Origin of the sequence: uncultured Sulfitobacter sp. (assembly GCF_947499945.1) — a bacterium.
In the GTDB taxonomy this organism is placed as follows: domain Bacteria; phylum Pseudomonadota; class Alphaproteobacteria; order Rhodobacterales; family Rhodobacteraceae; genus Sulfitobacter.
Genome location: NZ_CANMQD010000001.1, coordinates 879,748 through 893,295, shown reverse-complemented (window position 1 = coordinate 893,295; position 13,548 = coordinate 879,748). Strand labels below are relative to the sequence as shown.

The 13,548-nt window shown below is 56.3% G+C and carries 15 protein-coding genes; 8 read left to right on the top strand and 7 right to left on the bottom strand.

Annotated features, from left to right (window positions below):
- Positions 1 to 26: 26 nt before the first annotated feature.
- Complete coding sequence (locus tag Q0775_RS04305; protein WP_298858107.1) at positions 27 to 1,151, bottom strand: hypothetical protein; 1,125 nt, start codon at positions 1,149 to 1,151, stop codon at positions 27 to 29.
- A gap of 438 nt (positions 1,152 to 1,589) precedes the next feature.
- Here Q0775_RS04305 and Q0775_RS04300 point away from each other — a divergent pair, with 438 nt between their 5' ends.
- The 6 genes from Q0775_RS04300 (at position 1,590) to Q0775_RS04275 (ending at position 6,937) form a co-directional block, all read left to right on the top strand.
- Positions 1,590 to 2,150, top strand: coding sequence for a F0F1 ATP synthase subunit delta (locus tag Q0775_RS04300; protein WP_298858106.1), 561 nt, complete (start codon positions 1,590 to 1,592; stop codon positions 2,148 to 2,150).
- Positions 2,151 to 3,689 (top strand): F0F1 ATP synthase subunit alpha, encoded by a 1,539-nt coding sequence (gene atpA, locus Q0775_RS04295; RefSeq protein WP_298858105.1) that lies wholly within the window; start codon positions 2,151 to 2,153, stop codon positions 3,687 to 3,689. It begins immediately after the preceding gene.
- Positions 3,690 to 3,702: 13 nt separating this feature from the next.
- Positions 3,703 to 4,578 (top strand): F0F1 ATP synthase subunit gamma, encoded by an 876-nt coding sequence (locus Q0775_RS04290; protein WP_298858104.1) that lies wholly within the window; start codon positions 3,703 to 3,705, stop codon positions 4,576 to 4,578.
- Positions 4,579 to 4,597: 19 nt separating this feature from the next.
- Positions 4,598 to 6,022 carry a F0F1 ATP synthase subunit beta gene (gene atpD / locus Q0775_RS04285; protein ID WP_298858103.1) on the top strand — a complete coding sequence of 475 codons (1,425 nt, stop codon included), beginning with the start codon at positions 4,598 to 4,600 and terminating at the stop codon, positions 6,020 to 6,022.
- 12 nt (positions 6,023 to 6,034) lie between these two features.
- Positions 6,035 to 6,463 carry a F0F1 ATP synthase subunit epsilon gene (locus tag Q0775_RS04280; protein WP_298858102.1) on the top strand — a complete coding sequence of 143 codons (429 nt, stop codon included), beginning with the start codon at positions 6,035 to 6,037 and terminating at the stop codon, positions 6,461 to 6,463.
- A 123-nt stretch (positions 6,464 to 6,586) separates the two neighbouring features.
- Positions 6,587 to 6,937, top strand: a complete 351-nt coding sequence (locus tag Q0775_RS04275) for an H-type lectin domain-containing protein (RefSeq protein ID WP_298858101.1) — start codon at positions 6,587 to 6,589, stop codon at positions 6,935 to 6,937.
- 89 nt (positions 6,938 to 7,026) lie between these two features.
- On the opposite strand, the gene Q0775_RS04270 is transcribed toward Q0775_RS04275, so the two are convergent.
- Positions 7,027 to 8,046, bottom strand: coding sequence for a ribose-phosphate pyrophosphokinase (locus Q0775_RS04270; RefSeq protein WP_298858100.1), 1,020 nt, complete (start codon positions 8,044 to 8,046; stop codon positions 7,027 to 7,029).
- Positions 8,047 to 8,147: 101 nt separating this feature from the next.
- On the opposite strand from Q0775_RS04270, the gene Q0775_RS04265 reads away from it, so the two are divergent.
- Together Q0775_RS04265 and Q0775_RS04260 are read left to right on the top strand one after the other, a co-directional pair.
- Positions 8,148 to 8,744 (top strand): 2-hydroxychromene-2-carboxylate isomerase, encoded by a 597-nt coding sequence (locus tag Q0775_RS04265; protein ID WP_298858099.1) that lies wholly within the window; start codon positions 8,148 to 8,150, stop codon positions 8,742 to 8,744.
- A complete protein-coding gene (locus Q0775_RS04260) occupies positions 8,741 to 9,529 on the top strand; it encodes an alpha/beta hydrolase (protein WP_298858098.1) in 789 nt (262 codons plus the stop codon). Before Q0775_RS04265 ends, Q0775_RS04260 begins: the two co-directional genes overlap by 4 nt.
- On the opposite strand, the gene Q0775_RS04255 is transcribed toward Q0775_RS04260, so the two are convergent.
- The 5 genes from Q0775_RS04255 to Q0775_RS04235 form a co-directional block, all read right to left on the bottom strand.
- Complete coding sequence (locus tag Q0775_RS04255) at positions 9,526 to 10,563, bottom strand: low specificity L-threonine aldolase (RefSeq protein ID WP_298858097.1); 1,038 nt, start codon at positions 10,561 to 10,563, stop codon at positions 9,526 to 9,528. The two genes, Q0775_RS04260 and Q0775_RS04255, sit on opposite strands and share 4 nt — an antisense overlap.
- A complete protein-coding gene (locus Q0775_RS04250) occupies positions 10,564 to 11,058 on the bottom strand; it encodes a YcgN family cysteine cluster protein (RefSeq protein WP_298858096.1) in 495 nt (164 codons plus the stop codon).
- On the bottom strand, positions 11,055 to 11,987 hold the full coding sequence (locus tag Q0775_RS04245) for a bifunctional riboflavin kinase/FAD synthetase (RefSeq protein WP_298858095.1): 933 nt from the start codon (positions 11,985 to 11,987) through the stop codon (positions 11,055 to 11,057). Before Q0775_RS04245 ends, Q0775_RS04250 begins: the two co-directional genes overlap by 4 nt.
- A gap of 71 nt (positions 11,988 to 12,058) precedes the next feature.
- Positions 12,059 to 12,502: a MaoC family dehydratase gene (locus tag Q0775_RS04240; RefSeq protein WP_298858094.1), complete on the bottom strand. Its 444-nt coding sequence runs from the start codon at positions 12,500 to 12,502 to the stop codon at positions 12,059 to 12,061.
- Positions 12,503 to 12,592: 90 nt separating this feature from the next.
- A complete protein-coding gene (locus tag Q0775_RS04235; protein WP_298858093.1) occupies positions 12,593 to 13,465 on the bottom strand; it encodes a TIGR01459 family HAD-type hydrolase in 873 nt (290 codons plus the stop codon).
- Between the last annotated feature and the right edge of the window lie 83 nt (positions 13,466 to 13,548).

The following is a 13,548-nucleotide window of genomic DNA, read 5'->3' as shown; positions in this document are numbered from 1 at the left end:
AGGCTCCTATGGTAATTTGCGCGCCGTTATACCGTAGTGGACAAATTGGGCGGACCGATTTGAATGTTTGCGGCGGTGACGCCGGTGGTGCCAGCAAGGCGAATTGTGCCTGTGACTGTGCCACTGCCGGTATCAGCGGCGGTGGCTTGGAAAGTTACATCGGTGAAGCTGCCGTCTTCGGCCTCGATAATCTCGAAGCTGGTAATTGCTGCGGGTGAGGGGAGGGAGACTTGGGATTCCTGAGCTGACTCGATACCCTGAGTGAGTAGAACGACATCTTCATCGGGGTCGAAATCGGTAATCGTTGTGACGACGCCCGCATCGCGGAAGGGCTCGGTCAGGTCGGGGTGGTGGAACGTAAGCTCAAAACTGTCGGAACCAGTACCGCCTGTGAGCGTGTCACCGGAATTGTTCGCATCTGGTCCGATATTGGCGTTGGACAGCAATCTGTCGTCGCCTTCACCTGCGTCGATCATCAGACTGTTCAGGTTTTCAGGCGTGCTGTTTAGCGTGACGTGGGAGATGACATCATCACCTGCACCACCCGAAAGAGTAAGGCTACCGCCTTCTGCGGAGGTGTTATACGAGATCGTGTCATTTCCATCGCCGCCATCGACAGTTTCAAGCGCACCTTGCGCGAAGATTTGGTCATCACCTGCGCCGCCAAAAACATCACCGCCAAACCCCTCCGCAAAGATTATGTCATTACCCGCGCCGCCGTCAGCGCTGCTGGTGTCTTCGGGTTCGGTGCCGTCGAGCGCATCGGAGGGGCGCAGGGGGTAGAAGGTAATCTCGTCGTCGCCATCGCCGCCTTCGGCAACGCCGTTCAGAATATAGCGGGAGTCGATTGTATCGTTGCCGATGCCGCCGTTTGCCGTCGCGTTGGTGCCGCTCAACTCAAGAATATCGTTGCCTGCGTTACCGTTGATGGTAGCACCGTCCGAATCCTGCTCCGTTACGAGCGTATCGTTACCGCCCAAACCGTTTACTATCTCACCGCTTTGGGCGGTGAGCATGTCAGCACCTTCGGTGCCGTTAACGACCGCGGGCTCAACGGGGGTTAATTCTTCTTCGTCCACGTCTGATCCGTCCGTGAAAGCGGGCAAAAATAGAATAAGGCCCAAAAGCGATAACAAGGCGAGTGCAGACATGGCAGTGGTGCTCCCTGATTTCATTAACCATTTGCCAAATCCTGCGATGAGTCAAATATTGTTATCTTTCAGGGGCAAAGAGGACCTGATGCGCGATGGCAGGAAACAATTAGATTAAAATGAAGGTGATTGTTTCGCATTTCAGTAAAGTTGGCATGATCACTGTGGGAACCGTTAAAGATAGTAGAATCGCCCCAAATTGCGCAAAATACGACAGGAACTTGAAAAATTTGCGTGGTCAAAAGGCCGCATTTTTGCCAAGCCCTTGAAAACATGAGGACTGGGGAAGCGGTGTCGTCGCGATAGCGTGTTGCGGCGCACATAACGGTCTGCTACATCGCCCCTGATTTAACCGCTTTTGCCAATTTTGGCAGAGGCCGCGCCACTCACTGGCCCAGCGATGATCGCAGGCTGGTGTAAACGTATGAGAGGATGGACGTGTCGGAACCAGCTTCGATTTCCACCGGTATCGCGCAGCGCTATGCGACAGCCGTATTCGAATTGGCCAAAGAGGCCAAAAAGGTTAAAGCCGTTGAGACGGATTTGACCTCTTTGCACGAAGCAATGAGCACAAGCGAAGATTTTCGCGCGCTTATTCACTCGCCCATCTACTCACGGGACGAGCAGGCGGTCGCAATCGCGGCACTTGCAAAGAAAATGAAACTTTCGCCGATGATGGCAAACACAGTGGCATTGATGGCGCAAAAGCGTCGTTTGTTCGTGCTGCCGCAGCTGGTGCAAACCCTGCGTGACATCATCGCCGAGGACAAAGGTGAAGTGACTGCGGACGTGACATCCGCCAAGGCACTGACCAAGACGCAGGCCGACAAGCTGGCCGCGTCACTCAAGAAGACAACCGGCAAGACCGTGACACTGCACCAGAGCGTCGATGAAACCCTCATCGGGGGTTTGATTGTTAAAGTGGGCTCGAAGATGATCGATACGTCGATCCGCTCCAAGCTCAATTCCCTTCAGAATGTAATGAAAGAGGTCGGATAAATGGGTATCCAAGCTGCAGAGATTTCTGCGATCCTTAAGGACCAGATCAAGAATTTTGGTCAAGAAGCTGAAGTAGCCGAAGTCGGCCGCGTTCTCAGCGTAGGCGACGGTATTGCGCGCGTCTACGGTCTGGACAATGTCCAAGCCGGTGAGATGGTGGAATTCCCCGGTGGTATTCAGGGTATGGCCCTGAACCTCGAGGCGGACAACGTTGGTGTTGTTATCTTTGGTTCCGACCGCGACATTAAAGAGGGCGACGTTGTAAAGCGTACGAACTCGATTGTGGACGTGCCAATTGGTGATGAGTTGCTGGGCCGTGTTGTTGACGGTTTGGGCAATCCCATTGACGGCAAAGGCCCCCTTGGTGCGACCAAGCGCGGTCTGGCCGAAGTTAAAGCGCCGGGCATTATCCCGCGTAAATCCGTACACGAGCCGATGGCAACGGGCCTGAAGTCTGTGGATGCGATGATCCCCGTTGGCCGTGGCCAGCGCGAATTGATCATTGGTGACCGTCAGACGGGTAAAACAGCTGTCGCACTCGACGCGATGCTGAACCAAGCGCAGGTTAATAAAGCGGCTGGCGACGACGAGAGCAAGAAGATGTACTGCGTGTACGTTGCGATCGGCCAGAAGCGTTCCACTGTTGCTCAGCTTGTTAAAAAGCTCGAAGAAACAGGCGCGATCGAGTATTCCATCGTTGTCGCCGCGACAGCGTCCGAGCCTGCACCTATGCAGTTCCTCGCACCGTACTCCGCGACAGCCATGGCAGAGCACTTCCGCGACAATGGCCGCCACGCTTTGATCGTTTATGATGATCTCTCCAAGCAGGCTGTGTCTTATCGTCAGATGTCACTTCTGCTGCGTCGTCCACCCGGGCGTGAAGCTTATCCTGGTGACGTTTTCTATCTCCACTCCAGATTGCTTGAGCGTTCCGCCAAACTTGGTGATGACGCTGGTAACGGGTCCCTGACGGCGCTGCCGATCATTGAAACCCAAGGTGGTGACGTTTCCGCGTTTATTCCGACTAACGTGATTTCGATCACGGATGGTCAGATCTTCCTTGAGACCGAATTGTTTTACCAAGGCATCCGCCCTGCTGTGAACACCGGTCTGTCGGTTTCACGTGTCGGTTCCTCCGCTCAGACGAAGGCGATGTCTTCTGTTGCTGGTCCGGTGAAACTGTCGCTGGCTCAGTACCGCGAAATGGCAGCATTTGCTCAGTTCGGTTCCGATCTTGATGCCTCCACCCAAGCGTTGCTTGCGCGTGGTGCGCGCCTGACAGAGCTGATGAAGCAAGCGCAGTACAACCCGCTGACCAACGCCGAAATCGTCTGCGTCATCTATGCAGGTACGAACGGTTACTTGGACAAAGTGGATGTTAAGTCTGTTGGCCGCTACGAGGCTGGCTTGCTCAAGCACCTGCGCAGCAACCACAATGATCTGCTCGAAGACATCACCAATAACGACCGCAAGGTGAAGGACGAGTTGGCAGATAAAATCAAAGCGGCTCTCGACGCGTTCGCTGCTGACTTCGCTTAAGGGGAGATAGGCAATGCCCAATCTCAAGGACCTTAAAAACCGGATCGCGAGTGTGAAGAACACCCGTAAGATCACGAAAGCCATGCAAATGGTTGCCGCGGCGAAGCTTCGCCGCGCGCAGGAAGCAGCAGAGATGTCGCGCCCTTATACGGAGCGTTTCAATGCTGTTATGGCGTCGCTTGCGGCGTCGGTTGGTGGATCAGACTCTGCACCCAAACTGCTGAGCGGTACGGGCAAAGATGACGTGCATCTGCTGTTGGTTATGACGTCGGAAAAAGGTCTGTGTGGGGGGTTTAACTCCAACATCGCCAAAAAGGCGCGTGCGCATGCTCAAGACCTGATCGCCAAAGGTAAGGAAGTCAAAATCCTGACCGTTGGCAAGAAGGGTCGTGACCAGCTCAAGCGTGATCTGGGCAAGCACATGATCGGTCACGTTGACCTGACCGAGGTCAAGCGCATCGGCTATGTCGACGCGCAGGGCATCGCGCAGGACGTGTTGGGCCGTTTTGACGAAGGCGAATTCGATGTCGCCACGCTGTTTTATGCAGAGTTCGTTAATGTGGTTACGCAGATCCCGACGGCATTGCAGATCATTCCGGCAAAGTTCGAAGCAGCGGAAGGCGATGCGCCTGACACACTGTTTGATTACGAGCCAAGCGAGGAAGCGATCCTTGCGGATTTGCTGCCACGTGGTGTTGCGACTGCCATCTTCTCGGCGCTGTTGGAAAACGGTGCGTCCGAGCAGGGGGCGCGTATGTCCGCAATGGACAATGCGACGCGCAACGCGGGCGATATGATCGACGATCTCACAATCGTCTACAACCGTTCACGTCAGGCCGTCATCACCAACGAGCTGATCGAAATCATTTCCGGCGCGGAAGCGCTGTAAGATATTGGAGTAACACGACATGGCACAAGCAGTCGGCAAAATCACCCAAGTCATCGGCGCGGTCGTTGACGTACAGTTCGAGGATAATCTGCCACAGATTCTCAACGCTCTGACAACTGAAAACAACGGCAAGAAGCTGATCCTCGAAGTGGCTCAGCACCTTGGCGAAAACACGGTTCGTACCATTGCGATGGATGCGACCGAAGGTCTTGTTCGCGGTCAGAAAGTAACTGACAACGACGCACCGATCACGATCCCTGTTGGCAACGCCACACTGGGCCGCATCATGAACGTTGTAGGCGAGCCTATCGACGAAAAAGGTCCCGTTGAAGCGACCGAGCGTCGTTCCATTCACGCCGACGCGCCTGCGTTTGCGGATCAGGCGACCACTTCTGAAGTTCTGGAAACAGGCATCAAAGTGATCGACCTTCTGGCGCCATACGCCAAGGGTGGTAAAATTGGTCTGTTCGGTGGTGCTGGTGTTGGCAAAACCGTTCTGATTATGGAATTGATCAACAACATCGCCAAAGTGCACGCAGGTTTCTCCGTATTCGCGGGTGTTGGTGAGCGTACGCGTGAAGGTAACGACCTTTACCACGAGATGATCGAATCCAACGTTATTGTTCCTGACAACCTCACAGAGTCCAAAGTGGCACTGGTTTACGGTCAGATGAACGAACCTCCAGGTGCGCGTATGCGTGTTGCCCTGACAGGTCTGACGTTGGCCGAGCAGTTCCGTGACCAATCCGGTACAGACGTTTTGTTCTTTGTGGACAACATCTTCCGCTTCACACAGGCTGGTTCCGAAGTTTCCGCTCTGTTGGGTCGTATTCCTTCCGCTGTTGGCTACCAGCCGACATTGGCTACGGATATGGGTCAGATGCAGGAGCGTATTACCTCCACAAAAGCTGGCTCCATTACGTCCGTTCAGGCCGTATATGTACCTGCGGATGACTTGACCGACCCTGCACCAGCGACGTCGTTTGCGCACCTCGACGCGACAACGGTTTTGGACCGCTCGATCTCGGAAAAAGGTATCTACCCTGCTGTTGATCCGCTTGGTTCCACATCTCGTTTGCTTGACCCGTTGGTTATTGGCGAAGAGCACTACAAAGTGGCGACTGACGTTCAGCAGGTTTTGCAGCGTTACAAATCCTTGCAGGATATCATTGCGATCCTCGGCATGGACGAACTCTCAGAAGACGACAAACTGGCAGTGGCCCGTGCGCGTAAGATCGAGCGTTTCTTGTCCCAGCCGTTTGACGTGGCCAAGGTATTTACCGGCGCTGATGGTAAGCAGGTTCCGCTTGCGGAGACTGTTCAGTCATTCAAAGCGGTTGTTGCTGGCGAGTATGACCACCTTCCAGAGGGTGCATTCTACATGGTAGGTGGCATCGAAGAAGTGATTGCGAAAGCAGAGAAAATGGCGGCTGACGCCGCTTAAGGAGCGCTCAAGATGGCAGACACGATGCAATTCGATCTGGTGTCGCCCGAGCGGCGCCTTGCCTCGGCTCAAGTAGCCTCGGTGCAGATACCCGGTGCGGATGGTGATATGACGGCAATGCCCGATCATGCACCAACCATCACCACGCTGCGCCCTGGTTTGTTGACCGTGGACGGCCCTGACGGGCAGTCGCAGTATGTTGTGACCGGCGGTTTCGCCGAGATCACAGCAACAGGCGTTTCGGTTCTGGCCGAGCGTGCTTTGGCCAAGGAAGACATGACGCAGGAAACCATGGACGAGATCATGGAAGAAGCGCGGACCATGTACACCAAGGTCAAAGAAGCGTTCGAGAACGAGCCTGGTCCAGTTGATGACGCAGCCAAGCTGTTGTCTGATATGGTCGCGATGGGTGATCACATGGGCCTTACCGCCAAAGAGTGATCCCATTTCAACACGTTACGGAAGGCCCCGCCATTGTGTGGGGCCTTTTGCGTTTACCCATGTCGTGATTATGCCATAAATCAGGTGTATTAGGTCCGCTCAAATCAAGACAGGAAGACCCCTATGAAGAAGCTGCGCAGTTTGATCGTTGGCATAGACAGCGGTGACGAAGTTCTGTTCGAGGATTTCGAGGACGGTGGCGAGATGTGGACAGGCCGTGGTCAGCGTGAACGGCGGCGGCGGATCAAGTTCTCGGAGAAGTATCTCAGTGTTCCAAATGTCCAACTGTCGATATCCTTGTGGGATATGGATGCGGGGACTGTGTTGCGTGCGGATGTGACGGCGGAAGCTGTGACCGAAAAGGGTTTCGATATGGTCTTCCGCACATGGGGGGACACCAAAGTCGCGCGTATCCGCATATCATGGACGGCCATGGGCGAGCTTGAGGATTCTGATGCTTGGGATGTGGGCTGATAGCGCCGGAGGCAGCTTGCGGTTTGACCTCTCCCAAAGGGGAGAGATCATTTTAGTTTATAGTCAAAATAGAGAAAAAGGGTCAGCTCTTAGCCATCGGTGTACATGCCGTCGTAGATTGGGCCAAGGGTGTCCTGCTCGAACAGGGAAGACACGGATGTGCCGTTCCAGATATTCAGTATCGCCTGAGCGAAAATCGGAGCAGTTGGCACGATGCGGATGTTTGGGGCGTTCTTCACGGCTTCTGACGGTTGAATGCTGTCGGTAAGGACCAGCGATTTCATCACGGAGTTTGTGACACGCTCTACCGCAGGGCCGGACATCACGCCGTGTGAAATATAGGCGTGGACCTCTTTGGCGCCGTTTTCCATCAACACTTCGGCGGCTTTGCAGAGCGTACCTGCGGTGTCGCAGATGTCGTCGATGATGAGGCAGGTTTTGCCAGTCACGTTCCCGATCACTGTCATTTCGGAGACTTCACCAGCCTTTTCGCGGCGTTTATCGACGATCGCGAGGGGGGCGTTCAGTCGCTTGGCCAGCTCACGCGCGCGCGCCACGCCGCCTACGTCGGGAGAGATGATCAGCAGATCTTCCATCTGGTCTTTGAACGCGTGTTTGATGTCCAGCGCAAAGACGGGGGAGGCATAGAGGTTATCCACGGGAATGTCGAAGAAGCCCTGAATCTGCGCGGCGTGCAGGTCCATTGTCAGGATACGCTCGATCCCTGTACCGACCATCATGTTGGCGACCAGTTTGGCAGTGATGGGTGTGCGGGCCTTTGTGCGGCGGTCCTGACGGGCATAGCCGAAGTAGGGCAGTACCGCAGTCACACGCTGCGCCGAGGAGCGGCGCAGGGCATCGGCCATGATCAGCAGCTCCATCAGGTTGTCATTTGCGGGGTTCGAGGTCGGCTGGATGATAAACATATCCTCGCCGCGCACGTTCTCGAAGACCTCGACGAAAATCTCGCCATCGTTAAACCGTTCTACCCGCGTGTCGACCAGATCGACGTTCACGCCGCGGTGCAGGGACATCCGCCGTGCGATGGCTTTTGCGAGAGGCAAGTTAGCGTTGCCTGAAATAAGTTTCGGCTCGGGGGTGTGTCGCATGGGAAGGCTCCGGTGGCAGCGGCAGACAGAATCGTCTCTGGAACAGGGGGTAACATGTGCCTAGGGTTAGGCAAAGCGCACAGGCCTAAGAGGAGCCCCAAATGACCCAGATTGATTATTATTTCGCGGTGTTGTCACCCTATTGCTACCTTGCGGGGACGCGGTTGGAGGAGGTGGCGGCAAAGCATGGTGCCAAGATCAACTATAAGCCGTTCGACATCATTCAGGGATTCGGGCGCACTGGTGGTGTTCCGCCCAAAGACCGCCATATCAGCCGGATTGAATACCGTGCGCAGGAGTTGCCGCGTCAGGCGAAAAAGCTGGGAATGGCATTTAACCTGAAGCCTGCGCATTGGCCGACCAATGGCGCACCCGCCTCTTATGCTTTTATCGCGGCGCAGAATGTGGGGGGCGGTGATTTGGGGTTGTTGGCGCATGCCATGACGCGTGCCTGTTGGGCCGAGGAGAAAGATCTCGCGCAGGATGATGTGATCCGCGCCTGTTTGGTTGAGGCGGGGTTTGATCCTGCACTCGCCGATAGTGGATTATTGCAAGGCGCCGAGACGTATGCCCGCAATCTGGAAGATGCTGTGGATGCTGGCGTATTTGGTGCGCCGTTCTATGTCGTTGGGGAGCAGCGGTTCTGGGGGCAGGACCGGATTGCTGATATTGATCTTTTATTGCAAGGAAAGCTGTGATTCTACATACGCATACACATCTATACGAGGGGGCGGCGCGCCGTGCCCTCGCCATCCATTGCACCCTTGGTCATGTGGGGGCGTGGCGCGGTTTGGCCGCCGCACTCAAGGATGATCTGAGCCTGTTGGCGTTTGATTTGCCGAGCCATGGCAAGTCGGGCGTTTGGGACCGTAAGGGCAACGTGCATGATGTGGCCACGGATATGGCGCGGGCGCTGATCACCGAGCCAATGGATTTAATGGGTCATTCGTTCGGTGCCACAGTTGCGTTGCGCATCGCGGTGGAAAGCCCCGAACTGGTCCGCAGTTTGACGATGATCGAGCCTGTTTATTTTGCTGCCGCCATTCAGGATGATCCTGAGCTGTTGGTCGCGCATCAGCGGGCGAGCGAGCCGCTTAATGCGGCTTTTGCGAGTGGAGACGAGCGGGAGGCCGCGCGGGTGTTCAACCGCGATTGGGGCGATGGCACGCCATGGGAGACACTGCCCGAACGGATGCAGGACCATATGGCGCGGTTGGTGCATTATGTGCCTGCCAGCGGCGCGTTTTTGCATCATGACAGTGCGGGGTTGTTGGAGCCGGGGCGTATGGCGCGGGCGGCGATGCCCACAGTGATGATCGAGGGCGATCAATCGCCGCCAATGAGCGCTAAAGTCGCTATATCGCTGGAAAAACGCCTGCCTGATGCGGAGCGAGTCATCATCAATGGTGCGGGGCATATGCTGCCTGTGACGCATCCTGATGCCGTGGCGGCGCCTGTGCGGGCGTTACTGGCGCGGAGTTAGAAATAATTTAGGAACTGGTCGATCAGATCGTCGGTCATTGCCCAGTCACAGACGAGGCGGCAGGCGAGGTGTTCGTCGGCAGGTCCAGTCGTTACATCCCCGTCGAGGACATAGTATTTTGCCCCAGCCTTTTGCAGTTTTTGATGCACAGCGCGGGGGAAGCTGGCAAAGATCATATTCGCGTCAGGCTCGTGCAGGAATTTCGCACCATTTGCGCGTAGGCCAGCGGTGAGACGGGCGCAGTTTGCGTTGGCTTTGCGGGCCATGTCGGTCCAGAGGCCGTCCTTGAGGTAGCCTGCCATTTGGGCGCTGAGATAGCGGTGTTTGGAGAAGAGATGCGCACCACGTTTTCGGCGGTATTCGAACTCCTCGGCCTTGGAAGGATCGAAAAAGACGACTGCTTCGACGCCAGCGCAGCCGTTTTTCGTACCGCCAAAGCTGACCACGTCGACACCTGATTTCCATGTCATCTCGGCTGCGGTGCAATTTAGGGCGACAATTGCATTGGCAAAGCGTGCGCCATCAAGGTGTACGGGGAGGTTTGTGTCCTTTGCCACAGCTGTTAGGGCGCGGATTTCTGCGAGGCTGTGGACCGAGCCGAATTCAGTAGCTTGGGTGATGGAGACAGCGCCTGATTGCGCCATGTGAACGCTGCCGCCTGCGCGATGGGCGATTGCCTTGGCGAGTCCTTCGGGCGTCATCTTGTTTTTAGTAGGGATCAGAGTGAGTTTAGCGCCGCCTGCGTAGAATTCAGGGGCGTTACATTCGTCTTCCTCGATGTGGCTGTATTGGGCGCAGAAGATGGTTTGCCATGGCTGGGTGTAACAGGCGAGTGCGAGGACATTGGCCGCCGTGCCAGTGGCCACGAGGTAAACGGCAGCGTCTGGCGCTTCGAATATCTCGCGGATGCTGGCGCGCACGCCTTCCATGATGTCATCGTTGCCGTAGGGCATGGCGTAGCCTGCGTTGGCGTCGACCATGGCTTGCATGATGTTCGGATGGATGATGCCGGAATTATCGGATGCAAAGAACATTCAGGTAGGCTCCTCGATGATGTGGTCTTCCCACTCTTCAAATGCAGTTTCCCATTCACTGACCGTACGGCCCCGCATGGAAACGCCAGCGGCGTGTACACTCTCTTGGGTGCCAGAAATCAGGGGGTGCCATTCGGGAAGGGGCTTTCCCTTCCACAACAGGCGATATGCGCAGGTTTGGGGCATCCAATAGGCATGGTCATCGATGTTTTCCGGGGTCATCACGATGCAATCGGGCACAAACTGGTGGCGGATATCGTATTGGGCGCAATGACATGTGGCATCGTCGAGCAGGCGGCAGGCGACTTTTGTGAGGGCGACTTCGCCTGTGTCTTCGTCCTCAAGCTTGTTCAGGCAGCATTTTCCGCAACCGTCGCACAGTGCTTCCCATTCTTTTTTGTTTAGCGACTTGAGCGGCTTGCGTTCCCAAAATTTGGGGCTGAGGCCGTGGCGGTCGATTGTGTCTTCGCTGCTGGGGCGTTTAGGATCGGTCATAGGGAGGTCAGAATGGCACGAGCGCGGGCGCTGTCGGCATCCATTTGGGTGATGAGCGACTCGAGGCTGTTAAATTTTTCCTCGCCGCGCAGGTGTTCGACGAGGGCGATGGAGATGGGGGTGCCGTAGAGGTCCCCTTTGAAATCGAAAATAAAGGTTTCCAAGTTTGGTTTGTTTTCGCCGAACATCGGGCGCACACCCATAGAAGCGACGCCGTGGTAGCTGCCTTTGTGGGGGCCCTCAAGCACGTCGGCGAGTACAGCGTAGACGCCGAAGGCGGGCGGGTGCAGGCCGTCGATGGACATGTTGGCCGTCGGGTAGCCGAGTTCGCGGCCGCGCTGCTCCCCGCCGATCACAGGCCCTTCAATTCGGTGCCAATGGCCAAGCATGGCGGCGGCGTCACGAGGGCGAGCTTCTGACAGCGCCGTGCGGATGGCGGTGGAGGAGATGGTTTGATCGGTTTGCGCCATCAGCGGGGCGATAGTGACGCCAAAGCCAAGGTCTTCACCAAAGGATTGCAGGTCGGCGGCGGTGCCTTTGCGGCCTTGTCCAAAGCAGAAGTCGGCTCCCACGACGACATGGTGCAGACCGAGACCTTGGTGCAGGACTTTGTCCGCGAAATCGAAGGGGGTAAGGGAGGCAAGGGCCGTGTTGAACGGGAGTTGGTAGAGCCGCTCTACGCCCACTTTTGCGAGGCGGGAGGCGCGGGCGGCGCTGCTCATCAGCCTGAATGGAGGCGCTTTGGGTGCGAAGTATTCGCGGGGGTGCGGATCGAAGGTGACGATCCCAAGGGGCGCATTGGGGGCGGCGTTGCGTGCCATGTCAATCACAGAGAGGTGGCCGAGGTGAACGCCGTCGAAGTTGCCAATCGCAGCTGTGGCGCCGCGATCTATGTCTTCTATAAATTGATAGTCTGATATGATCCGCATAGGCGGTTTGGTAGCCGCCTATGGCGTTTGGTGCAAGGCTAGACAGTCGTGCCGTGCACGGTAGGGTAGGGTCAGTCGAACTTGCGCGAGGGGGCCAGAACAGTGGCTTCGCCAACGAGAACCTTTTTTCCATCTACGGAACAATGGCAGTCCATTTTTACGATGCGTTTGGCGGGATCTATGTCGGTGACTTTTACCTCGGCATAGACGGTATCGCCGGGGCGCACGGGACGGAGAAACTTCATCGTTTGGCCGAGGTAGACGGTGCCGTGACCCGGGAGTTGCTCGCCGATGACAGCAGAGATCAGACCAGCCGTCAGCATGCCATGGGCGATACGACCCTGAAATATCGTGTCTTGGGCGTAATCGTCGTCGAGGTGGACGGGGTTGCGGTCGGTCGAGATGGTGGCAAACATCTCGATATCCTCATCCGTGACCTGTTTGCGCAGGTAGCGGAACATGCCGATTTCGATGTCTTCGATGACGATGGTGCCGCGCGGAAGATTGTCCAACATGTTTGCCCTCTTGGTAATAAAAGTACGACTCAGACGCCGTTGTTGGAACTTAATTACTTCGCAAGCGCAGAAAGGCAAGCATTATTTACGTCAGCGCAGGTGACCTATTGTGAAGGGTGGGGTGGAATTTTCTGCAGTAAGATAAACAGTTAGGGCCTCCGCGTCGGGTTGGGTCACAGTTTTAGTTTCTGCTGCGGCGAGGCCCCCAGAGATAAAGAGGGAATCAATGCCTTCATCTATGGCGCCTTTGACGTCCGTTGCGATGCCGTCGCCAATAGCGAGGATGCGGGGGTCGGGAATGTCATTACCGAGCTTGTGCAGGCGGCGGCGGGCGAGGTCATAGATGGGGGCATGGGGTTTGCCAAAGTAGAGGCTGGTGCCGCCCATTTCGGTGTACATTTTGGCCACGGCACCTGCGCACCATTCGCGCACCTCGCCACGGTCTACGATGATGTCAGGATTGGCGCACAGGAGTTTGAGATTTGATTCGAGCGCGATTTCCAGATCGGGGCGCCATGTTTCGGGGTCAGCTTCGGCGTCAAATGGGCCTGTGCAGACGATGCCTGTGGCCTCAGCCAAGGGAACGCGGGTAATTTCGACGGGGTTTTCGAGAATGTCGAGCGGGTCGAAAAAGCGGCTGTCGGTGGCGGGGCCGTAGTGCCAGACCTGTGTGCCCACAACACCACGGTACATGGCGGAGCGGGCGGAATCGCCTGAGGTGGCGATGGCGTCGTACGCATCTGTTGGCACGCCGAAGTGGGCGAGCTGTTTGACTACGCCTGCGCGGGGGCGGGGGGAATTGGTAACAAGGACAACTTTGCCACCTGTTTTCCGGTAGTCTTGCAGGGCTTTGACTGCCGCAGGCATGGCCGCCACGCCATTGTGCACACATCCCCAGAGATCGACAAAGAGTGCGTCATAATCGGCGGAGACTTCTGAAAGGGCGGTGATGATGCGGGTCATGGGCGGCTCCTGTTAATCTGTTGGGGCTGAGATAGCGGAGTGGGCAGGGGATGCAAGCAGTGGGCAGCACGTGAAAAAGGCCC